Source organism: Streptomyces sp. NPDC006925, from assembly GCF_042869575.1.
In the GTDB taxonomy this organism is placed as follows: domain Bacteria; phylum Actinomycetota; class Actinomycetes; order Streptomycetales; family Streptomycetaceae; genus Streptomyces.
The window spans coordinates 145,667-170,474 of record NZ_JBIAGB010000006.1; the positions used below are offsets into that span (position 1 = coordinate 145,667).

Annotated in this window: 18 protein-coding genes; 1 reads left to right on the top strand and 17 read right to left on the bottom strand. The window is 68.7% G+C overall.

Annotated features, from left to right (window positions below):
* Positions 1-37: 37 nt before the first annotated feature.
* The 5 genes from ACFYNS_RS11380 to ACFYNS_RS11400 all read right to left on the bottom strand — a co-directional run bounded on the left by ACFYNS_RS11380 (position 38) and on the right by ACFYNS_RS11400 (position 6,327).
* Complete coding sequence (locus ACFYNS_RS11380; protein WP_360295362.1) at positions 38-1,174, bottom strand: dipeptide ABC transporter ATP-binding protein; 1,137 nt, start codon at positions 1,172-1,174, stop codon at positions 38-40.
* A gap of 25 nt (positions 1,175-1,199) precedes the next feature.
* Entirely contained in the window at positions 1,200-2,270 is a 1,071-nt protein-coding gene (locus ACFYNS_RS11385; RefSeq protein WP_388602234.1) for an ABC transporter ATP-binding protein, read from the bottom strand.
* 12 nt (positions 2,271-2,282) lie between these two features.
* Positions 2,283-3,260 carry an ABC transporter permease gene (locus tag ACFYNS_RS11390; protein ID WP_388602236.1) on the bottom strand — a complete coding sequence of 326 codons (978 nt, stop codon included), beginning with the start codon at positions 3,258-3,260 and terminating at the stop codon, positions 2,283-2,285.
* Positions 3,261-3,397: 137 nt separating this feature from the next.
* Entirely contained in the window at positions 3,398-5,197 is a 1,800-nt protein-coding gene (locus tag ACFYNS_RS11395) for an ABC transporter substrate-binding protein (protein ID WP_388602237.1), read from the bottom strand.
* 95 nt (positions 5,198-5,292) lie between these two features.
* Positions 5,293-6,327, bottom strand: coding sequence for an ABC transporter permease (locus ACFYNS_RS11400; protein ID WP_388602238.1), 1,035 nt, complete (start codon positions 6,325-6,327; stop codon positions 5,293-5,295).
* Positions 6,328-6,811: 484 nt separating this feature from the next.
* Here ACFYNS_RS11400 and ACFYNS_RS11405 point away from each other — a divergent pair, with 484 nt between their 5' ends.
* Positions 6,812-7,825, top strand: coding sequence for a hypothetical protein (locus tag ACFYNS_RS11405; RefSeq protein WP_388602239.1), 1,014 nt, complete (start codon positions 6,812-6,814; stop codon positions 7,823-7,825).
* A gap of 91 nt (positions 7,826-7,916) precedes the next feature.
* On the opposite strand, the gene ACFYNS_RS11410 is transcribed toward ACFYNS_RS11405, so the two are convergent.
* The 12 genes from ACFYNS_RS11410 to ACFYNS_RS11465 all read right to left on the bottom strand — a co-directional run bounded on the left by ACFYNS_RS11410 (position 7,917) and on the right by ACFYNS_RS11465 (position 24,319).
* On the bottom strand, positions 7,917-9,044 hold the full coding sequence (locus ACFYNS_RS11410; protein ID WP_388602241.1) for an ABC transporter ATP-binding protein: 1,128 nt from the start codon (positions 9,042-9,044) through the stop codon (positions 7,917-7,919).
* Positions 9,034-10,014, bottom strand: coding sequence for an ABC transporter ATP-binding protein (locus ACFYNS_RS11415; protein WP_388602243.1), 981 nt, complete (start codon positions 10,012-10,014; stop codon positions 9,034-9,036). Before ACFYNS_RS11415 ends, ACFYNS_RS11410 begins: the two co-directional genes overlap by 11 nt.
* A gap of 5 nt (positions 10,015-10,019) precedes the next feature.
* Positions 10,020-10,982 (bottom strand): ABC transporter permease, encoded by a 963-nt coding sequence (locus tag ACFYNS_RS11420; RefSeq protein ID WP_360295382.1) that lies wholly within the window; start codon positions 10,980-10,982, stop codon positions 10,020-10,022.
* A 108-nt stretch (positions 10,983-11,090) separates the two neighbouring features.
* Positions 11,091-12,014 carry an ABC transporter permease gene (locus tag ACFYNS_RS11425; protein ID WP_360295384.1) on the bottom strand — a complete coding sequence of 308 codons (924 nt, stop codon included), beginning with the start codon at positions 12,012-12,014 and terminating at the stop codon, positions 11,091-11,093.
* A gap of 6 nt (positions 12,015-12,020) precedes the next feature.
* On the bottom strand, positions 12,021-13,664 hold the full coding sequence (locus tag ACFYNS_RS11430) for an ABC transporter substrate-binding protein (RefSeq protein ID WP_360295387.1): 1,644 nt from the start codon (positions 13,662-13,664) through the stop codon (positions 12,021-12,023).
* Positions 13,665-13,838: 174 nt separating this feature from the next.
* Complete coding sequence (locus ACFYNS_RS11435; RefSeq protein ID WP_360295390.1) at positions 13,839-14,885, bottom strand: dipeptide ABC transporter ATP-binding protein; 1,047 nt, start codon at positions 14,883-14,885, stop codon at positions 13,839-13,841.
* Positions 14,878-15,855 (bottom strand): ABC transporter ATP-binding protein, encoded by a 978-nt coding sequence (locus ACFYNS_RS11440; RefSeq protein ID WP_360295393.1) that lies wholly within the window; start codon positions 15,853-15,855, stop codon positions 14,878-14,880. Before ACFYNS_RS11440 ends, ACFYNS_RS11435 begins: the two co-directional genes overlap by 8 nt.
* Positions 15,856-15,872: 17 nt before the next feature.
* Positions 15,873-16,817, bottom strand: a complete 945-nt coding sequence (locus tag ACFYNS_RS11445) for an ABC transporter permease (RefSeq protein WP_019354459.1) — start codon at positions 16,815-16,817, stop codon at positions 15,873-15,875.
* Positions 16,810-17,739: an ABC transporter permease gene (locus ACFYNS_RS11450; protein ID WP_388546832.1), complete on the bottom strand. Its 930-nt coding sequence runs from the start codon at positions 17,737-17,739 to the stop codon at positions 16,810-16,812. Before ACFYNS_RS11450 ends, ACFYNS_RS11445 begins: the two co-directional genes overlap by 8 nt.
* Positions 17,740-17,825: 86 nt before the next feature.
* Positions 17,826-19,433: an ABC transporter substrate-binding protein gene (locus ACFYNS_RS11455; RefSeq protein WP_388602247.1), complete on the bottom strand. Its 1,608-nt coding sequence runs from the start codon at positions 19,431-19,433 to the stop codon at positions 17,826-17,828.
* A 455-nt stretch (positions 19,434-19,888) separates the two neighbouring features.
* Positions 19,889-21,760 carry a translational GTPase TypA gene (gene typA, locus ACFYNS_RS11460; protein ID WP_388602249.1) on the bottom strand — a complete coding sequence of 624 codons (1,872 nt, stop codon included), beginning with the start codon at positions 21,758-21,760 and terminating at the stop codon, positions 19,889-19,891.
* 306 nt (positions 21,761-22,066) lie between these two features.
* Complete coding sequence (locus ACFYNS_RS11465) at positions 22,067-24,319, bottom strand: ABC transporter family substrate-binding protein (RefSeq protein ID WP_388602252.1); 2,253 nt, start codon at positions 24,317-24,319, stop codon at positions 22,067-22,069.
* Positions 24,320-24,808 lie beyond the last annotated feature (489 nt).

Genomic DNA, 24,808 nt, shown 5'->3' on the forward strand with positions numbered 1-24,808 from the left:
ACGGCGGGTTCCGGGGCCGGTCCCGGAACCCTCCGCACTACCGGCCGGCCTCCAGGGCGGCGTCCTGCGTACGGGCCGCGGTCGTCGGCTCCTCGGGGAAGTGGCAGGCGGTCAGGTGGCCGCCGGTGTTCCCGGGGATCTGGACCAGCGGCGGCTCCTCCGTGGCGCACTTGTCCTGGGCCTTCCAGCAGCGGGTGCGGAAGCGGCAGCCCGAGGGCGGGTTGACCGGCGACGGCACGTCCCCCTCCAGCCGGATGCGCTCCCTGGCCTCGCCGCCCGCCATGCCCTCGCCGTCCTCGTCGTCCTCCTCGTGCAGCACCGCCTCCGGCACCGCCGAGAGCAGCGCGTGCGTGTAGGGGTGGCGGGGCCGGTTGTAGATGGCCTCGCGCTCACCCACCTCGACGATCTTGCCGAGGTACATCACCGCGACCCGCTCCGAGAAGTGCCGCACGATCGCCAGGTCGTGGGCGATGAAGACGAAGGCGATCCCCAGATCCCGTTGGACCTGCTGGAGCAGGTTGACGACCTGTGCCTGGATGGAGACGTCCAGCGCCGAGACCGGCTCGTCGGCCACGATCAGCTTCGGCTCCAGTGCCAGGGCGCGGGCGACGCCGATCCGCTGGCGCTGGCCGCCGGAGAACTCGTGCGGGAACCGGTTGTAGTGCTCGGGGTTGAGGCCGACGGTCTCCAGCAGCTCGCGGATCCGCTTCTCCCGGCCGCCGGGTGGGTTGATGCCGTTGACCTCCATGGGCCCGCCGATGATGGCGCCCACGGTGTGCCGCGGGTTCAGCGACGAGTACGGGTCCTGGAAGATCATCTGGATCTCGGAGCGGACCGGGGCCAACTGCTTGCGCGTCGCGTGGGTGATGTCCTGCCCGGCGTAGCTGAGGGAACCCGCGGTGGGCTCCAGCAGCCGGGTCAGCAGCCGTCCCGTCGTGGACTTGCCGCAGCCCGACTCGCCGACGAGTCCGAAGCTCTCGCCCGCGTGCACGGCGAGGTCGACCCCGGAGACGGCCTGGACCTCGCCCACTTTCCGCTTGAAGGGGAAGCCGCCCATGATCGGGAAGTGCTTGGCCAGGTTCTCGGCCTTCAGCAGCGGCTCGCCCGTGCGCGCGGGCCGCTGCTCCCGCGGTTCGCCCCCGCCCGGCTCGGTCAGGGTGCCGTCATCGCTCATTGGTCTGGGTCTCCCTCTGCCCGGCCTAGCTCAGCCTGGGCTTGATCTGCTCGACGAAGAACGTCCGCTTCTGCTCCGCCGTCAGGTGGCAGGCGGCGCCCCGGCCGTCCGGAAGCTGCGGCCGGTCGGCGGTGCAGGAGGCACCGGCGACCTCGTCCACGAAGGTGCAGCGCGGGTGGAAAGGGCAGCCGGGCGGGGGTGCGAGCAGGCTGGGCGGGGTGCCGAGGATCGGTGTGAGCTCCTCGTTCACGTCCCCGGTCAGCCGGGGCATCGAGGTGAGCAGGCCCCAGGTGTAGGGGTGCTGCGGCGCCCGCAGCACCTCCGCGACGGAGCCCCGCTCGACGGCCCGGCCGCCGTACATCACCAGGATGTCGTCCGCGACGTTGGCGATGACGCCGAGGTCGTGGGTGATGAAGATGATCGCGGAGCCGAACTCCTGCTGGAGGTCCTTGAGCAGGTCCAGGATCTGCGCCTGCACGGTGACGTCGAGCGCGGTCGTGGGCTCGTCGGCGATCAGCAGGTCCGGGTTGCACACCAGCGCCATGGCGATCATCGCGCGCTGCCGCATGCCGCCGGAGAACTGGTGCGGGTAGTCGTTGACCCGCATCTTCGCGTTCGGGATGCCGACCTTGTCGAGCATCTCGACGGCGCGCAGCTGCGCCTCCCGCTTGGAGCAGCCCGTGTGCTTGCGGTAGGGCTCGGCGATCTGCCGCCCGATGGTGTAGTAGGGCGAGAGCGCGGTGAGGGCGTCCTGGAAGATCATCGCCATCTTGTTGCCGCGCAGCGACTCCAGGGTCTTCTCCCGTGCGCCGGTCAGCTCCTGGCCGTCCAGCATGATCTCGCCGGAGACCGCGGTGGTGCGGGGGTTGTGCAGTCCGAGGATGGACAGGTTGGTGACCGACTTGCCGGAGCCGGACTCACCCACGATGCCGAGGGTGCGACCGCGTTCCACGGCGAAGGAGAGCCCGTCGACTGCCTTGACGGTGCCGTCCTCGGTGTCGAAGTGCACGTACAGATCGCGCACCGAGAGGAAGGCGTCCCCGTCGCCGGCGCCGCGCGGGCCCGGTACGTCGGCTTCCTTGGTCAGGGTGGTCATGTGCCGGTTCTCCTAGGACAGCCGCACGCGCGGGTCGATGAACGCGTAGGCGGCGTCCACGATGATGTTGAAGAGGATGATGAAGGTGGCCGCGAAGAGCATCACGCCCATCACCATGGGCAGGTCGGTGTTCTGCACCGAGTTCACCGCGAGGGTGCCGAGCCCGGGCAGCGAGAACGTCCACTCCGTGATCATCGCGCCGCCGAACAGCGAGCCGAGGTCCACGCCGAAGATGGTGACGATGGGGATGAGCGAGCCGCGCCAGGCGTAGCGGAAGAAGACGTACTTCCCCGACATGCCCTTGGCCCGCGCGGCTTTGACGTGGTCCTCCTGCAGCTGCTCGATCATCGAGGACCGGGAAAGACGGGTGTAGTTCGCGGTGAAGATGATCTGGATGACCAGCCAGGGGAGCAGCAGTCCCAGGAACCAGCCGACCGGATCCTGCGTCAGCGGCACGTACTTGGGCTGGTCGAGCAGCTCCAGGTTGTAGACCACCAACGCGAGCACGAGCGGACCGATGAAGTAGATCTGCATCGAGGAGAGCAGCAGCGACATCGAGCTGAACGCCTTGTCGATGAGCGTGCCCTTCTGCCAGGCGGCGATCATGCCCGCGCCCAGCCCGATCAGCAGGAAGACCACGGCGCCGCCGATGGTCAGCGAGACGGTGGTCGGGAAGCGGTCCAGGATGGTCTGCCAGACCGGGTCCTGGTTGGCGAAGGAGTAGCCGAAACACGGTGCGGGGCAGTCCCCGACGTTGAACTGGCGGCCGGCGACGATGCCGACCATGAAGTGCCAGTACTGCATGGGGATCGGTTCGTCGATGCCCATGTTCTTGCGGATGACCGCGAGCGCGTCCGGCGTGCAGTTCTTGCCGCAGGCCAGCGTCGCCGGGTCCCGTGGGACGGCGTAGAAGAGGAAGAAGGTGACGGCGCTGATGATCAGCAGGATCACCACGGCGCCGAGCGACCGGCGGATGAGGAATCGCAGCATGACGGAACGCAGCTCTCGTGCGACAGCGGAATCGAGACGTGCGGGACGACGGAGTCCGGGCCGGCGGACTCCGGGCTCCGCCGCCCGGCCCTGCGGGCCGGGCGGCGGAGACGGCGCCTACCGGCGCCGGGCGAGTGCTACTTCTTCACGTACAGCGACGTCGGCTGGATGTCGTGCAGCTGCTCGTCGTAGTACATGCCGCCGATGTTGGAACCGGAGAGCTGAACGGCCTTGTAGTAGTGCATCGGCACGGCGGGCACGTCCTCGGTGAGGATCTTGTCCGCGAGCTTCTGCCACTCCTCGGCCGCCTTGTCCGCGTCGGACAGGGACCGGATGCGGTCCATCTCCTTCTCGAACTTCGGGTTCTTGTGGTGCGAGTAGTTGGCGGAGCCGTCCTGCACCTGGCGCCCGTCGAACAGGTTCGGGATGACGGTCGAGGAGCTCGGCCAGTCGGCACCCCACGAGTTGTGGTAGATGTCGTAGCCGTTCTTGACCTTGCCGATCTGGTCGTAATAGGTGTCCTGGATGATGTCCTTCTTCTGGACGTCGAATCCGGCCTTCTCCAGGTTCTGCGTCGCGGCGACGGCGAACTTCTGCCACTCGGGGGAGTTCTGGTAGGCGAAGGTGAGCTTCATGCCCTTCTTGCCGGACTCCTTGAGCAGCTTGGCCGCCTTCTTGACGTCGCCCTGCGGGTTCTTCAGCTTGTCGAAGGGGTCGGTCTTCTCGTGACCCACCAGGGTCGGGCTGATGTAGTTGCCCGCCATCTCGCCGCCGCCGGCGCCGCCGAAGGCCGAGACGATGGACTGGTTGGGGATCGCGTAGGCGATGGCCTGCCGGACCTTCTTGTTCTTGATCCGGTCCATGTTGATGTTCAGGTAGCTCACGTAGGACTGGTAGCCGGACACCGAGCGCTTCTTGATCTCCGGGTCGGTGCGCACCTTCTGCAGGCTGGAGGCGTCGACCTGGTTGGTGAAGCTGGTGGCGGTCTGGTTCTCACCGGCGTCCGACATCAGCCGCTTGGTGGAGTCCTCGAAGGAGACACCGAACTGGATGTTGAACGCGTCCGGGTACTGGTGCCGCGCCGGGTCCGTCTTGGCGTCCCATTCCTTGTTGCGGACCAGCTTCATGCTCTTGCCGGACTTGAACGACGCGATCTTGTACGGGCCGCTGCACAGCGGCTTCTTGTCGTACTTCTCCTTGGTGTCCTCCTTCTCGGACACCGCCGCGTAGCCCGCCATGGCCAGCGCGTAGGGCAGCTCGGCCTGCGGCTTCTTGAAGTGGAAGATGATCGTCTTGTCGTCCGGGGTCTCCAGGACGTCATCGGGCAGGTGCTTGCCCTTGTAGGGGCCGTCCTTGAGCATGTCGCGGTACTTTGCGCCGCCGGTGTCGGCCAGCCACTGCTGGACGAAGGTCGGGCCCTCGGTGATGAAGGGGGCGAACGTCCGCTCGATGGTGTGCCGGATGTCCTTCGAGGTGATGGCCGAGCCGTCCTCGAACTTGACCCCGTCCTTGAGCTTGTACGTCCAGGTCTTGCCGCCGTCGGACTGCTGGCCGCTGTCGGTGGCCAGATCGCCCACGACCGCGTACTTGTCGCCGCTGACCCGCTTGTAGGTGGTCAGACCGCGGTGGATCAGCGTGGCGAGGGCGCCCTCGTCGCTGACGTAGATCTGCGCGGGGTCGAGGTGGGCGAAGCTGTCGCGCTGCAGCACCTTGATGGTGCCGCCCTTGCGGCCGCCGTCGACCTCCTTCGCCGGGCCCTTGGAGCCGGCCGCGTCGGCGAAGGTGTAGGAGACGTCCGAACCCTGCTGCTTGGTCTTCTCGTCCTTGTCCTTGCCGTCGTCGCCCCCGCCGCCGCTGCTGCAGCCGGTGAGGAACAGCGCTCCGGCGGCGAGCGCCGCGAGGGAGGCACGCGCCGTGCGTATGCTCACTCTGCTCATGGTGGTGTCTGCACCTGCCTGTCGGTTGTCCGTCGCTGCCTGACTGATGCCGTACGGGGTGGCAGCACCCCCCACCACTCGGTCGCGCCGGGCCCTCATCGGCCGGACTTCGGGTCGAACGCGTCCCTGACCGAGTCTCCGAGCAGGTTGAATGCGAGGATGAAGATCACCATCGCACCGCCCGGGAAGAACATGTAGGTGATGTCGCTCTGGTAGATCTCGGCGCCCGTAGCGAACATCCGGCCCCAGTCGGGGGTGGGTTCCTGCAGGCCGACGCCGAGGAAGGAGAGTCCCGCGATGGCGGTCACGCTGTTCGGCAGCATGTAGGTGGCCTGGACCAGGATCGGCGTGACGAGGTTCGGCAGCAGTTCCTTGCGGACGATGCGGCCGGGCGGGGTCCCGGCGACCCTCGCGGCCTCGATGAACTCCCGCTCCCGCAGGGACAGCGTCTGGCCGCGCAGCAGCCGCGCCAGTGTCATCCAGCCCAGCAGCCACATCACGTAGATCAGCACGCAGGCGCGCAGCCAGGTGGGCATCTCGTCCCGCGGGTCCACCAGCAGCGCCGCGACGACCGGGGTGAAGGCCACGAAGAAGAGCTGGTTGGGGAAGGACATCATCAGGTCGGTGAACCGGCCGAGGAAGTAGTCGACCTTCCCGCCGAAGTAGCCGCCCACAACCCCGATCACGATGGCGGTGAGCACCGACAGCAGGGTGATGATGATCGCGAGCGAGAGCGAGGTGCGGATCCCGTAGATGAGCTGGGTGAAGACGTCCCGGCCCAGGCCCGGCTCCAGTCCGAACCAGAATTCGCCGTCGATGCCGCCGTTGGGCTTCATCGGGTAGAAGTTCTCGTTCAGCAGTCCGGGCCGCAACTGCCCGTAGCGGGTGTAGGGGTCCTTGCCGTACAGCTTGGCGATCACCGGTGCCAGGGCTGCGATCAGGAAGAAGGCGAGCACGATGCACGCCGAGATCACGCCCGTGCGGTCGCGCTTGAAGCGCATCCACATGAGCCGGCCAGGGGACCGGCCCGCGAGTTCGTCCTTCTTGGCAACTCGCGTAGAACTCAGACCGGCGTCCTCGGGGCCAGGGGTGTCGGCCCCGGCTGCCGCAGCCTGGGAAGTACTCGTCATCGCGTGTGTGCTCCCGCGCTCAAATCTCGCCGGAACCCGAATCGTTGGGCGTGATGCGGGTGGGTTGAGCCGGACTTTGGCAAGCGGGTTACGTGCCAGTCAAGGGGTGTTGGGCAGGCTCGATGCTGTCCACCGCTTTCTTGAGCGAACGTTGCGCAGATCGAGGTGGCAACGTGCTTGACATCACATCACGGTACCGGGCAAAGCCGTCCAGGACGCCAGGAATCGCCTTAACGGTTCCGCAACACGGCCGTCTTCTCACCGATATCCGAAGCAGCCGCCCTGAAGTGCGTACGGAATCCAACTCCTTCGTATGGGTGATCACTTGGAGTTCCCACGCGCGAGCGATGCACATCGTGCGAAGATGGGCGGGCGGTCGGAGTGCCGTGCGGCGCCAGGGGGAGCTTGTAGCCGGACGGCGATCACGGGTAGACACGGACGGATCCGGGGACATCGCTACACCGCACACACGGGGGGCCGAGCCATGGGCCAGGACAGGACACTCTCGCGCGGGGCGCGCGCCTTCGGGGCCCTGCTGACGGCCGCGCTCGCGCTGATCAGCCTCGGATGGATCGCCCGGGACTTCACCGAGGCCCACGAGGTCGTCGACGTCTGGTGGAACTGGGCCGGACTCCCCGCCCGCGCCGAGGACGGCGTATGGGTCACCTCGTATCTCGAACCGACGCTCGTACTGCTGTACTCCGTCGCCGCCGTGACCGCGTTCCGGTCCTCCTCGTCGGCGGCGATACTCGCCTGCACCGGGCTGCTGACCGTCGCCGTGCGCATGCCGGGCCTGTGGAACCTCAACGCCGACTGGATGCAGGGCGTCCCGGACCGGCTGCTGAGCAAGGTGCTCTTCAGCACCATCGCCGCGGTCGTCATCGGGGCCGTCCTGGTCGTCACGGCGATAGTGGGCCGCCGCCCCGCCCACGCCGGCCTCGACGGATACGGCCCCGGCACCTACGGCCTCGGCGGCCGGGACGAGCCCGACCCCGCCGACGGCCCCCCGGCAGGGCCCACCCGCAGCGGAGCCGTCGCCGCCTTCCTGCTGCTGGGAGCCTGCGGTGTGGTGCTCGCCGCATGGGAGATACGCACCTGGCAGCAGTACGGCTGGGAGCGCTACGCGCACACGCTCACCGGCGAGCGCGGGATCGTCCGGCTGCTGGACGCACCGACCGGCTGGACGCTGTGGGCCGTCGTCGTGCTCAGCCTGGTGACGGCGACGGCGGCCCTCGGCGGTGCGCCCTTCTCCCGCCCGCTCGGCCTGATCGCCGCCGCGCCGCTGCTCGCCCTCGGGGTGTTCGGGGTGGCCTTCGGCCTCAAGCTGGACTTCTTCCGGCACCTCGACGACCTCGGTATCGAGAGCCGGCTCCATGTGCTGACGAACGTGTTCGAGGCGGCCGCCGGGCTCGCCGTGCTGCTGGCCCTCACCAAGGGCACGGTCCGCGACTCCCCCGCCGCCTCCCCCTCTCCGGACCGGCACCTGACCACCTCCTGACCGGACCGGGAACCGCCCGTCCGCGCGACGGCGACGGCACAGTCGCCCGGCCGTCCGCGCACCGGAGGCGGCCGTCCGGAGCGCGCGTCGCTCAGCGGTTCGACGGAGGGATCACCGCAGTGCGCTCGGCCGCGAAGTGACACGCGGAAGGGTGGTGCACGGGCTGGCCGGGCAGGGTGTCGGCGAAGTTCTCCGGCAGCGCCAGCGCCGGTTCCTCGACGGCGCAGCGCTCCTGGGCCTTCCAGCAGCGGGTGCGGAAGTGGCATCCGGAGGGCGGGTCGGCCGGTGAGGGCACGTCGCCCTCCAGCACGATCCGCTCGCGGGCGTCCTCCGTCTCGGGGTCGGGCACCGGAACGGCCGACAGCAGCGCCTGGGTGTAGGGGTGGGTGGGGTGCTCGTAGATCTCGGTCTCGGTGCCGATCTCCACGATCTTGCCGAGGTACATCACGCCGACGCGGTCGGAGATGTGCCGGACGATGGACAGGTCGTGCGCGATGAACATGTAGGAGAGCCCGAACTCGTCCTGCAACTGCTCCATCAGATTGACCACCTGCGCCTGCACCGACACATCCAGCGCCGAGACCGGCTCGTCCGCCACGATGATCTCCGGACGCAGCGCCAGCCCCCGCGCGATCCCGATCCGCTGCCGCTGACCACCACTGAACTGATGCGGATACCGGTTGATGTACTCGGGATTCAACCCGACCACATCCAACAACTCCTGCACCCGACGCCGCCGGTCCCCCTTCGGCGCCACCTCAGGATGAATGTCGAACGGCTCCCCGACGATGTCCCCCACCGTCATCCGCGGATTCAACGACGTATACGGATCCTGGAACACCATCTGAATGTTCCGCCGCACCGCCTTCAACGCCCGACCCGACAACTTCGTGACGTCCTCGCCTCGGTACCGGATGGTCCCCGAGGTGGGCTGTTCGAGATGGGTGATCAGCTTGGCGACCGTGGACTTGCCGCAGCCGGACTCGCCCACGATGCCCAGCGTCTCGCCCTTGTGCAGGTCGAAGGAGACGCCGTCCACGGCCTTGACCGCGCCGATCTGCCGCTTGAAGAGGATGCCCTGCGTCAGCGGGAAATGCTTGGCCAGATCCCGCACCTCCAGGATCGGCTCGCCCGCCGGGTGTCCGGTGCCCCGGTGCGGTCCCGTCGCAGGGTTCCGCGCCTCCCGGGCCGCGCCGTGCCCCGAGCGGTCAGCGTCCATCGAACATCTCCCTCCAGAAGTGGCAGGCGCTGTGCCGCTGTGCCGACACCTCGTACAGCGGCGGCTCGTCCGTGCGGCAGACCGCACGCGCCATCGGACAGCGCGGGTTGTAGGCACAGCCGGGCGGGATGTCCAGCAGGCTGGGCGGCATCCCGCGGATCACGTTGAGCTGCTGCCCCTTCTGGTCCAGGCGCGGGATGGAATCGAGCAGGCCCTTGGTGTAGGGGTGTGCGGGCGCCTGGTAGAGCTCCTTGACCGGCGCCGTCTCCACGATCCGGCCCGCGTACATCACCGCGATCTCGTCGGCCACGTCCGCCACCACGCCCAGGTCGTGCGTGATCAGGATGAGCCCCATCGTGAACTCCCGCTGGAGTTCCGCCAGCAGCTCCATCACCTGGGCCTGCACCGTGACGTCCAGCGCCGTCGTCGGCTCGTCCGCGATGATCAGGTCCGGCTCCAGCGCCAGCGCCATCGCGATCATGATCCGCTGCCGCATACCCCCGCTGAACTGATGCGGGAAGTCCCCGACCCGCTGCCGCGCGGCCGGGATGCGGACCCGCTCCATCAGCTCCACGGCCCGCGCCCTGGCCTCCTTGCGGCCCAGGCCCTGGTGGACCCGGAACATCTCGGCCAGCTGGAAACCCACGGTCAGTACCGGGTTCAGCGACGAGAGCGCGTCCTGGAAGATCATCGCCATCTTCGAGCCGCGGATCCGCCGCCGCTCCTCCTCGGGGAGGCTCAGCAGGTCCCGCCCCTGGAAGAGGATCTCGCCCCCGGTGATCCGGCCCGGCGGCATGTCGAGGATCCCCATCACGGCCTGCGCGGTCACGGACTTGCCGGACCCGGACTCGCCCAGCACCGCCAGCGTCTCACCTGCCTCGACGGTGTAGCTCACTCCGTTGACGGCGCGCGCCACCCCGTCCCGGGTGCGGAACTCGACGAACAGGTCGCGGACTTCGAGCAGACTCACCGCACTCACCTCAGCTTCGGGTCGAGGGCGTCGCGGACGGCGTCGCCGAGCATGATGAAGGCCAGCACGGTGAGGCTGAGCGCGGCGGCCGGGTACAGCAGGATGTGCGGCGCGTTGCGGAACTGCATGCCCTGGGAGGCCGCGGAGATGTCCGCTCCCCAGGAGACCGTGGGCGGCTGGAGCCCGACGCCGAGGTAGCTGAGCGTGGCCTCCAGCGAGATGTAGGTGCCCAGCGCGATGGTCGCGGTCACGATCACCGGCGCGACGGCGTTGGGCAGGATGTGCCGCACCATCATCCGGGCGTTGCCCGCGCCCAGCGCCCGGGCGGCCTGTACGTAGTCGTTCTGTTTGACGGTGATGACCGAGCCGCGCGCGATCCGCGCGACCTGCGGCCAGCCGAGCAGCACGATGAAGGTGACGACCGTCCAGACGGACCGGCTGCCGGTCATCGAGAGGAAGACCAGGCCGCCCAGGACGATGGGGATACCGAAGAAGATGTCGGTGAGGCGGGAGAGCAGAGCGTCCCACACGCCGCCGAAGAACCCGGCGAGGCCGCCCAGCAGGCTGCCCAGCAGCGCCACTCCGGCGGTGGCGCAGACACCGACCGTCACCGAGGTGCGGGCCCCGTAGACGACCCGGGTGTAGACGTCGCAGCCCTGGGTGTCGAACCCGAACCAGTGCCCGGCCGAGGACGGGTCCAGCGAGCGGCCGAGCCGGCAGGAGAGCGGATCCCGGGTGGCGATCAGGCCCGGCCACAGGGAGATCAGCACCAGGAAGGCGATGATCAGTCCGGCGATCACGAACACCGGGTTGCGCCGCAGCTCGTGCCAGGCGTCCGACCACATGCTGCGCCCCCGCGCGGGCCGTCCGCGCCCGGACGGGGGCGCGCCCTGGAGTCCCCCTCCCCCTTCCTCGGCCAGCTCCTCCATGGCCCCGCCGGGCCCCTCGATGGCCGGCGTCCCGGTCATGCGCTCCCCTCTCTTCCCGCGGGCGCACCGCCGGCTGCCACGGGCGCGGCGGGGGCCGGGCAGTCCCCGGCGGTGTCGGAGGTGTCTCCCCGGCGGAAGCGGGGCGGGTCAGGCATAGCGGATCCTCGGGTCGAGCACCGCGTACAGGAGGTCGACGAGCAGGTTCGCGAGGAGGAAGACGATGACGAGGACGGTCACGAAGCCGACGACGGTGGGTGAGTTCTGCCGGACGATGCCCTGCCACAGCTGGAAGCCGACCCCGTGGATGTTGAAGATCCGCTCGGTGACCAGCGCCCCGGCCATCAGGTTGCCGACGTCCGTCCCGAGGAAGGTGACGACGGGGATCAGCGAGTTGCGCAGCAGGTGCCGCACGGTGACCCGGCGCCGGGAGAGCCCCTTGGCCACGGCGGTGCGCACGTAGTCGGCGCGGGCGTTCTCCGCGATCGAGGTCCGGGTGAGCCGGGTGACGTAGGCCAGCGAGACGAGGGCGAGGACCAGCGCGGGCAGCAGCAGTTCGCGGGCCGGCGCCGCGGGTGAGACGGCCGGGGAGATCCAGCCCCACTTCACGCCGAGCAGGTACTGCGCGAGGCTGCCGGTCACGAACGTGGGGACGGAGATGACGACGAGGGTCAGCATCAGCACCCCGCTGTCGATGGGCCGCCCGCGGCGGAGCCCGGTCAGCACCCCCAGGGTGATGCCGACGAGGATCTCGAAGACGATGGCGAGCACCGCGAGCCGGATCGTGATGGGGAAGGCGGTCGACATCAGTTCGGTCACCGGCTGGCCGTTGAAGGCGTTTCCGAAGTCACCGGTGAAGATGTTGCCCATGTAGAGCACGTACTGCTGCCAGATGGGCTTGTCGAGGTTGAATTCCTCGCGCAGTTGCTCGGCCGTGGCCGGGTCGGGGGCCCGTTCCCCGAACATCGCGTTGACCGGGTCCCCGACGGCGTACACCATCACGAAGATGAGAAAGGTCGTCCCGATGAAGACCGGGATCATCTGGAGCAGTCGTCTGACGACGTAGCGCTCCACGGCGGCTCACTTGACCTTGATGTCGGTGAAGACCGGGACGGAGAACGGGTTGAGTTCGACGTGGCTGACCCGGCTGGAATAGCCGGCGTTCCCGTTCTGGTACCACAGCGGGATCGCGGGGAAGGTGTCCAGGATGCGCTTCTCGGCCTGCTGGAAGAGACCGATGGCGGCCTTCTCGTCGGTGGCGGAGTTCGCCTTGTCCATCAGCTTGTCGGCCTGGGGGTCGGAGTAGCCGGAGTCGTTGGAGGAGGCGTCGGTGTAGAAGATGGGCTGGAGGAAGTTCTGGATGAGCGGGTAGTCCATCTGCCAGCCGGTCCGGAACATCCCCGTCATCTTCCGGTCGGTGATGTCGGAGCGGAACTCGCTGAAGGTGGGCACCGGGTTGACGGTGCAGGCGCTGTTCCGGCCCAGCGTGCGGTTGATGCTGTTGCAGACGGCCTCCATCCACTGCCGGTGCGAGCCGGTGTCGACGTTGGAGGTCAGGGTGATCTTCCCGCCGGGCAGCCCGCCGCCCTCCTCGATGAGCTTCTTGGCCTGCTTCGGGTCGTAGCTGCACACATCGCCGCAGAGGCCCGGCTTGTAGCCGCCGGCGGCCTTGAGCACGGGCGAGGTGAGGTCGGTCGCCGGCTCCCGGGTGCCGTGGTAGATCTTTTCGGTCACCTGCTTGCGGTTGATCGCCATGGAGAGTCCGCGGCGCACCTTGACGGCCTTCTCGCTCTGCCACGCCTTGTCGTACATGGGGAAGGAGATGGTCTGGATGATGCCCGCGGGTTGGTTGATGTAGCGCCCGTCCAGATCCCGCTTGGCGTTCTTGAGCTGCCCGGCCGGAAGTTCGTCGACCACGTCCAGGTTTCCGGCCTGGAGGTCGGTGTAGCCGGTGTTCTGGTCGGTGTAGACCTTCAGTTCGACACCCTTGTTGCGGGGTTTGTCGTCCCCGGCGTAGTGGGTGTTCCGGGACAGCTTCATCGACTGGCCCTTGGTGTAGGAGTCCACCTTGTACGGGCCGTTTCCGACGGGCTTCTCCAGCCAGCCGCTGTGGTCGGTGAAGAAGGACTTCGGCAGCGGTGCGTAGGCGCTGTACCCGAGAGTCTGCGGCCAGAGGGAGAACTTCTGGTTGAGCTTCACGGTGAAGGTGCGGGCGTCCTTCACCTTGAGCCCGGAGAGGGTTTTCGCCGTCGGCTTGCCCTTGTCCGGGTGGACGTCCTGATAGCCCTCGATGTACTGGAAGAAGTACGAGTTGATCTGCTTGTTGGTGACGAGCGCGCCGTAGTTCCAGGCGTCCACGAAGGACTTGGCCGTCACGGCGGTGCCGTCGGAGAACTTCCAGCCCTTCTTCAGCTTGACGGTGAAGTTCCGCTGGTCGTCGCTCTCGATGGACTCGGCCACGGCGTTCTCGGCCGCGCCCGTGCTCGGGTTGTACTTCTTCAGACCCCGGGAAATCATGTCCAGGACCTTGCCGCCCTGCACCTCGTTGGTGTTGGCGGGCTCCACGGGGTGCTGCGGATCGGTCCAGAACGCGCGTACGACCCCGTCCGCCGAACCGCCCCCGCCGCCGTCCGAGCTGCCGGCGCACGCTGTCGCCGTCAGAGCGACCACCCCTGCGGCGGCGAGCGCCCGCCGGATCACGGTGGTGCGGGTGGCTGCACGCATGGTGCCTCCTGGTGCGCTGGGGTCCGAGTACGCCTCAGATCCACATAACACCTTTTGACACCATATGCCTGGCTGCCCTGCCCGCCGTGGAACGGGCTGGAACCCGTTCGGAGGACACCGCCGACCGGCGCCGGCGGTGTCCTCTCCCCTCCGGACGGTGAAAGGAGCGCGGTGTCAGGCGGCGACCACCGCGGCGTCCTCCTTCGCGAAGTGGCAGGCCGAGGGGTGCTCCGCGCCGGACCCGGACCCCTCGAACACCGAGGGCACCGCCAGCAGCGGCACCTCCTCCGCACACCTGTCCGTGGCCTTCCAGCAGCGGGTGCGGAACCGGCATCCGGAGGGCGGGCTGGCCGGCGAGGGCACGTCGCCCTCCAGCACGATCCGCTCCCGCTTCCCTTCCGCCTCCGGGTCGGGCACCGGCACCGCCGACAGCAGCGCCTGGGTGTAGGGGTGCGTGGGGTGCTCGTAGATCTGCTCGTCCGACCCGATCTCGGCCATCCTGCCGAGGTACATCACGCCGACGCGGTCGGAGATGTGCCGGACGATGGACAGGTCGTGCGCGATGAACATGTAGGAGAGCCCGAACTCGTCCTGCAACTGCTCCATCAGATTGACCACCTGCGCCTGCACCGACACATCCAGCGCCGAGACCGGCTCGTCCGCCACGATGATCTCCGGACGCAGCGCCAGCCCCCGCGCGATCCCGATCCGCTGCCGCTGACCACCACTGAACTGATGCGGATACCGGTTGATGTACTCGGGATTCAACCCGACCACATCCAACAACTCCTGCACCCGACGCCGCCGGTCCCCCTTCGGCGCCACCTCAGGATGAATGTCGAACGGCTCCCCGACGATGTCCCCCACCGTCATCCGCGGATTCAACGACGTATACGGATCCTGGAACACCATCTGAATGTTCCGCCGCACCGCCTTCAACGCCCGACCCGACAACTTCGAGATGTCCTCACCCTTGTACCGGATGGTCCCCGAAGTCGGCCGCTCCAGGTTCATCAGCAGCTTGGCCACCGTCGACTTGCCACAGCCCGACTCCCCCACGATGCCCAGCGTCTCGCCCGGGTACAGATCGAAGGAGATACCGTCCACGGCCTTCACCGCGCCGATCTGCCGCTTGAAGAGGATGCCCTGCGTCAGCGGGAAATGCTTGGCCAGATCCCGCACCTCCAGGATCGGCTCGGAATTCTCGCGCCGCTCAGGCATCGATCGTCTCCTTCCAGAAGTGGCACGCGCTGCCGCGGGCGTCGTCGACCTCGGCGAGCGGGGGGAGCTCGGTGCGGCAGATGTCCCGCGCCGCCGGGCAGCGCGGATGGAAGGCGCAGCCCTCCGGCACCTTGGCCATGTTGGGCGGCAGCCCCTGGATGGCGTACAGCTCCTGGCCCTTGCGGTCGAGCCGCGGGATGGATTCGAGCAGGCCCTTGGTGTAGGGGTGCGCCGGGGCCCGGTAGAGCTCCTTGACCGGCGCCGTCTCCACGATCCGGCCCGCGTACATCACCGCGATCTTGTCGGCCACGTCCGCCACCACGCCCAGGTCGTGCGTGATCAGGATGAGCCCCATGTTGTACTCGCGCTGCAGATCGGCGAGCAGGGCCATCACCTGGGCCTGCACCGTGACGTCCAGCGCCGTCGTCGGCTCGTCCGCGATGATCAGATCCGGCTCCAGCGCCAGCGCCATCGCGATCATGATCCGCTGTCGCATACCCCCGCTGAACTGATGCGGATAGTCGTTCACCCGGGCCTTGGCCGCGGGGATCTTCACCCGCTCCATCAGCTCGATCGACCGGGCCTTGGCCTCCTTGCGGCCCAGCCCCTGGTGGACGCGGAACATCTCGGCCAGCTGGTAGCCCACGGTCAGCACCGGGTTCAGCGACGAGAGCGCGTCCTGGAAGATCATCGCGATCCGGGCGCCGCGGATCTTACGCCGCTCCTCCTTGGACATGGTGAGCATGTCATCGCCGTGGAAGAGGATCTCGCCCTTGGGTATGCGCCCCGGCGGCATGTCGAGGATGCCCATGACCGCCTGCGCGGTCACCGACTTGCCCGAACCGGACTCGCCCAGCACCGCCAGCGTCTCACCGGCCTCGACGCTGTAGTTGACGCCGTTGACGGCCTTGACGACACCGTCCCGGGTCTGGAAATCGACGTGCAGGTCGCGCACTTCGAGGAGGGTCATGTCTTCTCCCGCCTCCCTCAACGGCTCTTCGGATCGAGGGCGTTGCGGACCGCATCGCCGAGCATGATGAACGCCAGCACAGTGAGGGACACCATGACGGCGGGGGAAATCAGAATGTGCGGCGCGGTACGCAGCGCGTCCTTGCCGTTGGAGACGTCCACACCCCAGGAGACCGCGGGTGCGGCCAGGCCGATGCCCAGGTAGGAGAGGGTCGCCTCGGCCGCGATGTAGCCGCCGAGCGCCGTCGTCGCGACGACCACCACAGGAGCGAGCGCGTTGGGCACGATGTGCCGGAACATGATCCGTACCGTGCTCGCGCCCAGTGACTTCGCCGCATGCACGTAGTCGCTCTGCTTGACCGTGATCACCGAACCCCGCGCCACCCTGGCGATCTGCGTCCAGCCGAGGAAGAGCAAGGCGGCGATGACGACCCACAGGTTGCTCTTGGTGAAGGTGGTGAGCACGACCATGGCACCGAGCAGGAAGGGGATGCCCTGGAAGATGTCGGTGATCCGGGAGAGCACGCTGTCCAGCCAGCCGCCGAAGTACCCGGCGACCAGGCCGACGATGCCACCGACCAGCGTCACCGACAGCGTCACCAGTACACCGACGAGCACGGAGGCCCGGGCGCCGTGGACCATGCGAGCCCACACGGAACGACCCTGGGTGTCGTACCCGAACCAGTCCTCGCCGAAGAAGTGGGTGTAGCGGGGCTCGCCCTGGTAGTGGTGCGTCAGGTCGCCCACCGTCGGAGAGGCGGAGGTGAACCAGCCGGGAAAGGCGACCATCGTGAGCAGCAGCACGATCAGCACGGCCGAGATGACGAACATCGGGTTGCGGCGCAGGTCCTGCCAGGCATCTGTCCACAGACTGCGGCCCTTGGCCGGCTTGGCGTCCGCGCCCGAGGGGTCGGGCTGCGGATCCGTGGACGCCGATGCGGGCACGTTCAGGGTCTCAGTCATAACGGATCCTCGGGTCCAGGACCGCGTAAAGCAGGTCGACGAGCAGGCTGGCGACGAGATAGACGATGACGATCAGCGTGGCGATGCCGACGACCGTGGAGCCCTCGCGCCGGTTGAGCGCTTCGAAGATGGTGTTGCCGACGCCGTGCACGTTGAAGATGCCCTCGGTGACGACCGCACCGGCCATCAGCGCGCCGATGTCGGTACCGAGGAAGGTGACCACCGGGATGAGCGAGTTGCGCAGCAGGTGGATTCCGACCACCCGGCGGCGCGGCAGCCCCTTGGCGATGGCGGTGCGTATGTAGTCGGCCCGCAGGTTCTCCGCCACCGAGGTGCGGGTGAGCCGGGTGACATACGCCAGCGAGAGCGCAGCCAGCACGATGGCCGGCAGCAGCAGCTGCCCGATATCTCGGGAGTCCTGCACGGTGGGGGTGAGCCAGTCGAGCTGGAAGGCGAAGAGATACTGGAAGAGGTATCCGAGCACGAAGCTGGGGATCGAGATCAGCAGCAGCGTGAAGATCAGGACGATCCGGTCGAAGGCCTTGTCGGCGAACAGGCCGGAGACCATGCCGAGCAGCACACCCACCACGACGGTGAAGACGAACGCGAAGAGCGTGAGCCGGATCGTCACCGGGAACGCCTGCTCGATCACCTCGGCCACCGGCCGCTGGGTGGCTATCTGGGTACCGAAGTCCCCCTGGAACAGACCGGTGAGGTAGTTCCAGTACTGGTGCCACAGGGGCAGGTCCATCCCGAGCTGATGCTTGATGGCCGCGATCTGTGCGGGGTCCGGCCGCTTTTCACCGTAGAGCGCCGCCACGGGGTCGCCGGGCAGCGCGTACATCATGCTGAAGATCAGCAGAGTCGACCCGATGAAGACCGGGATCATCTGGAGCAGTCGCCGCGCGACATAGCGCCCCATAGTGCCTCCGTAACGGAAAGAGGATTCAGGCGACGGCCGGGACCGCCCGCGTCCGTGCGGGCAGCCCCGGCGTCAGCGACGTGCTGCTACTTGACGGTGATGTCGGTGATGAGGACGTTGCCGTCGAAGCCGACCTTGACGCCGTCGATGTCCTCGCCGTGCACGATGTTGGCCGCGTAGTCCCACAGCGGGATGGCCGGCATCTTCTTCAGCAGTTCCTTCTCCGCCGCCTGGTAGTCCTTGACGGAGGCGTCGAGGGAGTCGGCGTGGTCGCCCTTGGTGAAGAGCTCGTCGACCTTCTTGTCGGAGAACCGGCCGTAGTTGGTGGAGGCGCCGGTCTTGTACAGGTCCTGCATGAAGTTGATGTTCAGCGGGTAGTCCGCGAGCCAGCCGCCGCGGTAGGTGCCCTTGACCTTGTTGGCCTGGCGCGCCTCGAGGTCGGTCTGGAAGTCCGGCTTGGAGTCACCGACGCACTTGACCCCGGTGGCCTTGGTGATGCTGTTGCAGACCGCGGTCACCCATTCCTTGTGGCCGCCGTCGGCGTTGTACTGGATCCAGATCTTGTTGCCCGGGACGCCGCCGCCGTCCTCGACGTACTGCTTGGCCTTCTTCGGGTTGTAGGACAGCACATCGGTGTCGAGCTTCTGGTAGCCCTTGACCTGGGGCGGGGTGAAGCTCTTGGAGGGTATACGGGTGCCCTGGAGCACCGTCTTGGTGATCGTCTTGCGGTCGATGGCCATCGACAGGCCCTGGATCACCTTGGGGTCGATGTCCTTGAACGGCTTGGAGTAGAGGGCCGGGACGATGCTCTGGGTGCCGGCGTAGGGCACGTCCAGGGCGCGGTCGCCGAAGTCGGCCTTGCGCTTGGGCAGGTCCTTGGGACCGACGCCGTCGACCAGGTCCAGGTTGCCGGAGAGGGCGTCCTGGTAGGCGGACTCCAGCTTGGAGTAGTTCTTGAACTGGATGCCCTTGTTCTTGGCCTTGTTGGACCCCTTGTAGCTGTCCACGGCCTTGACCTGGATCAGCTTGTTGTGGGTCCACTTCTGGAATTCGTAGGGGCCGTTGCCCACCGGCTTCTGGCCGAAGCCCTTGGGGTCCTTGTAGAACGACTCGGGCAGCGGGGTGAAGGTCTTGTAGCCCAGCTTGTACTCGAAGTACGGGACCGGCTCGGACAGCTCGATGGTGAAGGTCCGGTCGTCGACGACCTTCAGCCCGGACATCTCGTCCTTCTTCGGGTCGCCCTTCTCCGGGTGGACGTCCTCGTAGCCCTTGATGTCGCCGAACCAGTAGCTGTTGGCCTGCTTGTTCTTGACGTTGGCCATCCAGTTCCACGCCTTGACGTAGGACTCGGCGGTCACGTCCGTGCCGTCGTGGAACTTCCAGCCCTTCTTGAGCTTGACGGTCCAGGTCTTGTTGTCCTTGGTGTCGACCGACTCGGCGTTCATGTCGATCAGGCCGCCCTTGGCGTCGTACCCGACCAGCCCGGTGAACAGCGCGTCGATGACGTAGCCGCCGAACTTCTCGTTCGTGTTGGACGGCATCAGCGGGTGCTGGGGCTCGCCGTTGAACATAGAGACGTACCCGGCGGGCTTCCCGGCGGCCGAGCCGCCGCCGTCCGAACCGCCGCAGGCCGTGGCCGCCAGGGCCACCGCCGCCGCGAGAGCGGACCACTGCATCGTCTTCGCGCCGCGCATGGGGCGTCCTCCTCAGAGTTTTCGCCAAGAAAAGAGGGGCGGTGCCCGGATCCGACAGTTCTGCCGGATCTGCACAACACGCCCCCACGCTCGCGGAGTCGGCGCCCACATGACGGTGCGTGACTCTCTAACCCGAGCTCGATGACTTCACTATCCGCCTTCACCCCCCTGTTGAACCAGGGTCAACGAGTTTCATTTTGATTACACATGCAACTTCTTATCCGTTATTCGGAGAGTGGTAGTGCACTAATGCGGATCAAATGGACAATCCCCTGGGAGGATTCTCTGCTCACCGGACACGAGTGAAGCGCGGCGCGCATCCCACGATGCACGAAGGGGCCCCACCCGACGGGTGGGGCCCCTGTACGTGCGATCGGACCACTACGGAGCGCGACCGGACGCGAAGGCCGGACAGCGCGTCACACAGCCGTCACAGCGCCGGAACGCTCCTGCGGTCAGCGCTTGGCGCGGGCCGCAGCGCGCGCACGCTCCTTCATGTCGAGGTTCACCTTCCGGATCCGTACCGTCTCCGGCGTCACCTCGATGCACTCGTCCTCGCGGCAGAACTCCAGCGCCTGCTCCAGCGAGAGCCGCCGCGGGGGCACCAGGTTCTCCGTCGTGTCCGCGGAGGCCGCCCGCATGTTGGTGAGCTTCTTCTCCTTGGTGATGTTGACGTCCATGTCGTCGGAACGGGAGTTCTCGCCGACGAGCATGCCCTCATACACCTCGGTGCCGGGCTCGATGAAGATCGTGCCGCGCTCCTGGAGGTTCATCATGGCGAACGGCGTCGCCACCCCGGAGCGGTCCGCGACCAGCGACCCGCTGCGCCGCGTACGCAGCTCGCCGAACCACGGCTCGTGCCCCTCGAAGATCGAGTGCGCGATGCCGGTGCCGCGGGTCTCGGTCAGGAACTCCGTACGGAAGCCGATCAGCCCGCGCGAGGGGACGAGCCATTCCATGCGCACCCAGCCGGAGCCGTGGTTGGTCATGGTCTCCATCCGGCCCTTGCGGGTCGCCATGAGCTGGGTGATGGCGCCCAGGTGCTCCTCCGGGGCGTCGATGGTCATCCGCTCGACCGGCTCGTGCAGCTTGCCCTCGACCTCGCGGGTGACGACCTCCGGCTTGCCCACGGTCAGCTCGAAGCCCTCCCGCCGCATCGTCTCCACCAGGATGGCCAGCGCCAGCTCACCACGGCCCTGCACCTCCCAGGTGTCGGGGCGCTCGGTGGGCAGCACCCGCAGCGAGACGTTGCCGATCAGCTCCCGGTCCAGCCGGTCCTTGACCAGCCGCGCTGTGACCTTGTGGCCCTTGCCGCCCTTGCCGACCAGCGGGGAGTTGTTGGTGCCGATCGTCATCGAGATGGCGGGCTCGTCGACGGTGATCAGCGGCAGCGCCACCGGGTTCTCGGCGTCCGCCAGCGTCTCGCCGATCATGATGTCGGGGATACCGGCGACCGCGCAGATGTCCCCCGGCCCGGCCTCGCTGGCGGGCTTGCGGGTCAGGGCCTCGGTCATCAGCAGCTCGGTGATCCGCACGTTGTGCACCGTGCCGTCCCGCTTCATCCAGGCCACGGTCTGGCCCTTCTTCAGCGATCCCTCCTTGACCCGCAGCAGCGCGATCCGGCCCAGGAAGTTGTCCGCGTCCAGGTTGGTGACGTGCGCCTGCAGCGGCGCGCCCTCCTCGTACACGGGCGCGGGCACCGTCTCCAGCAGGGTGGTGAAGAACGGCTCCAGGTTGGTGCTGTCCTCGGGCACCGCGCCGTCGGCGGGCTGGGTCAGCGAAGCGACACCGTCGCGGGCGCAGGCGTAGACGATGGGGAACTCGATCTGCTCCTCGTCCGCGTCCAGGTCCAGGAAGAGGTCGTAGGTCTCGTCCACGATCTCGGAGATCCGGGCGTCGGGGCGGTCCGTCTTGTTCACGCAGAGGATCACGGGGAGCCGCGCCTGGAGCGCCTTGCGGAGCACGAAGCGGGTCTGCGGCAGCGGCCCCTCGGAGGCGTCGACCAGCAGGACGACCGCGTCCACCATCGACAGCCCGCGCTCGACCTCGCCGCCGAAGTCGGCGTGGCCGGGGGTGTCGATGATGTTGATGGTGACCGGGTCGCCGCCGTCCTTGGGGTGGTACCGGACCGCGGTGTTCTTCGCGAGAATGGTGATGCCCTTCTCGCGCTCCAGGTCGTTCGAGTCCATCACCCGGTCGTCGACGGATTCGAGCTGGTGGGCCGCGAAGGCTCCGGCCTGCTTGAGCATGGCGTCGACCAGGGTTGTCTTGCCGTGGTCGACGTGGGCGACGATAGCGACGTTGCGGATGTCGTGGCGCGTGGGCACTGGGGGGTGTCTCCCGGGTTGACGGATCGGGCCGCGCTTCCCCGGCCTCCCGGCCGGTGGTGCCCGGCCCTGTGCGACCGGCCGCGGTCCCTGACGCCGGGCACGGCTCGCCGCGGCCTCGTCAACCATGGTACGGCCCCGTCCGCCGAGTGCCGGACGGGGCCGTGGTAGCGGGCTCCCGGGGCCGCGGGCCGCCCGCGGCGGCGGGCGGGCGGGGGCGGGCTGCACCTCGTCCCCGGGCGGTCGGCGGCCCCCGGCGGCACGAGGCCCCGGCGGCCCCGGAGAACCGAGGCCCGGCGACCTCGCTCAGCTCTTCCGGCGGCCCATGTCCTCGTACGCGGGAGAGGCGAAACCGGAGGCGCCGACGTTGGCCAGGTCCCGCTTGACCGCCACGAGCTGCGGGCGCTGGTAGAGCGGCAGCGAACCGGCCACCGCCCAGATCCGCCGGTCGGCCTTCTCCATCAGCTCCTTGCGGCGCCCGTCGTCGAGCTCGCCCGCCGCCTGCTCGAAGAGCTGGTCGATCCGGTCGGTGCCGACGCGCGCGTAGTTCTGCTCGACCAGCAGCGAGCCGTCGGACGCCGCCCGCGGCTTGGCGAAGATCGGCCGCGCCTCGGTGGCGGGGAAGGCCGTCGCCGGCCAGGAGAACAGCGCCAGGTCGTAGTCGCCCGCCGCGATGTGGTCCTTGAAGTAGCTGTCGCCGGGCACTTCCTTGATCTGGGTGCGGATGCCGACCTCGTTCAGCATCCGGGCGATGCGCTTGCCGGTGGCCCGCAGCTGCGCCGAGCCCTTGCCGCTCGGCAGCACGAACCGCAGCGCGAGCGGCTTGCCGTCCTTGCTGCGCACCGCGCTGGCCGGGTCGCCCGCCAGCAGCCGCATCTCCCGGGCCGTGGCCTGCACCTTCTCGGCCGTCTCGAGCGCGGCCTTGGCCCGGCTGAGCTCGCGCTCCGAGCCGGTCCGCTCGGCGGAGGCCAGGCTGGAGTGCGCGGCCTGCGCCAGGACGGCGCCGCGCTGAGCGGTGGTCGAGGCCGCCAGACCCAACGGCCGGTCCACGACCCGGGCGATCTGTGCGGCGGTCAGTCGCACGACGGATGCCTCGGCCGCGGCGCGGTGGGGGGCGCGGCCGCCCGCGTCGGGGGAGCCGGCCGCCGCGGGCGGCTCGGCGGGCCCGCCTTCGGCCCGGTCCGCCTGCTCCCCGCTCTTGCCCTTCTCCCCCTTCTTCTGCTCGCCGTCCGCCTTCCCGGCGCTTCCGTCGGCGTTCGGCCCGGCGAGGCCGCCGGTCTTCCAGCCCGCGTCGGCCAGCAGGGACTGCGCGGAGTCGAGATCCGCGCTGCCGAAGGCCCCGCTGTTGTCCCGGTAGCCGTCCTGGTCGGCCATCCGCAGATGGCTGCCGAGCGGATCGTCCGGCAGCCCGGTGCCCGCGAGCGCCTTCTCCGCCAGCTCGTCCCGGTCGATGGCCTGCGCCACCGCGCGGCGCACCCGCTCGTCGGCGAGCGGGCCGCCGGAGGCGTTCAGGGTGAGCTGGGTGTAGGCAGGGTCGAGGGCCCGGCGGACCTCGTAGCCGCCCAGCGCCCGCGCGGTGGCGGCGCCCAGCCGTTCCCGGGCCTTGCGCTTGCGCGCCTCGCGCCGCTTCGCCTCCTGCTTGCGGGCCTCCGCCGCGTTCTTGGCGCCTTCGGCCGCGTCGGGGCGCTGCGGGCCGCCCAGCCCGTTCGCCGCGCCGATCCGCTGGGCCGTCGAGGCGCCGATGTCGGCGACGTCCACCGTGCCCTTGGCCAGGGCCGCGGTCCGCTCGTCGCGAGGCACGGCCGTCAGCACGATGCGGTCCAGCTTCGCCCGGTCGCCCCACCAGCGGGGGTTGCGCTTGAGCAGGGTGCGGGAGCGGTCCTTGCCCGCCTTGGCCACCCGGAACGGACCCGCGGCGGCGGGCAGCGAGGTGCGGAGACCGTCGTTGAAGACCTTAGGGCTGCGCATGGCCTGCTTCGGGTACAGCGGTGTGAACAGCGACCGCCAGTCCGCGTAGGGCTTGTTGAAGACGACCTTCACCTCGTCGTCCCCGGCACCCTTGGTGATCTTGCGGATCCGGTCGTATCCGGCGTTCCGCGCGGTCCAGTAGGCGTTGTTCTTGCCGCGCAGCGCCTTCCACTGGGCGCGGAAGTCCGCCGCGCCCAGCCGCCGCCCATCGCTCCAGCGGGCCTTGGGGTTGAGCTTGTAGACGACGGTCTGCCGCGGGTCGGTGTCGGTGACCTCGGCGCTGCGCAGGAAGTCCGGGTCGGTCTGCGGGCGGCCGCGCTTGTCGAGGTCGAACAGCGAGGGCAGGGTGGCCCCGGCAACCCGCTGGGTCGCCTCGGTCGAGTCGGGCTGGAAGACGTTGAACGTGCTGGGCGGCGCGTCCACCGCCCAGCGCAGAGTGCCGCCGGAGGCGATCTGCTGCCGCGCGGCGGCCCGTACGTCGCCGCCGGCCCGGGCCGAGCCGACGTTCCCGGCCTCGGCGTCCTGCGAGTCCGACCCCCCGCACGCGGCGAGTGGCAGCGGCAGCAGCACTCCGGCGGTCAGTGCGGCCACCCAGCGCCGGGTGCGGCGCCGGTTCCTGCTCAGCGGGAGGGTGGCGTACCGGCCGGTGTTCCTCTCCGACCGGGGCGGCCTCGAGGGCCTGGGTGATTCGGCTGGGACGGCTCGCATGCTGAAACCTCCGGGGCTGACCGCGCCCGCGTACGTCCACTTTCGGCGGCTTTGGCGGTTCATCACATCTTTTCGCCCCGCCGAGGGCGCCCGCACACCCGGGAGGCGGGCAACACGGCCTACGGAGTACACACGCCACCCGTGCGGAGCACTCCGGTGCGGCACGCGGGGAGCGCGCAGTCCGGATCCCGCGCCCCCGGTCGCCCGGACGGGCTGACCCGGGCGACGATCCCGTACGGGCATTCGAGCGAGCCGGGGCCGACGCTCCTCGGACACCGCCCCGGAACCGGCGGCCGGCCAGGGCGCCGGAACCAGCGGCCCGACGGCACCCCCGGACCGGTGGCCGCGGGTCCCGGGGGCCGCCGGGGTGGC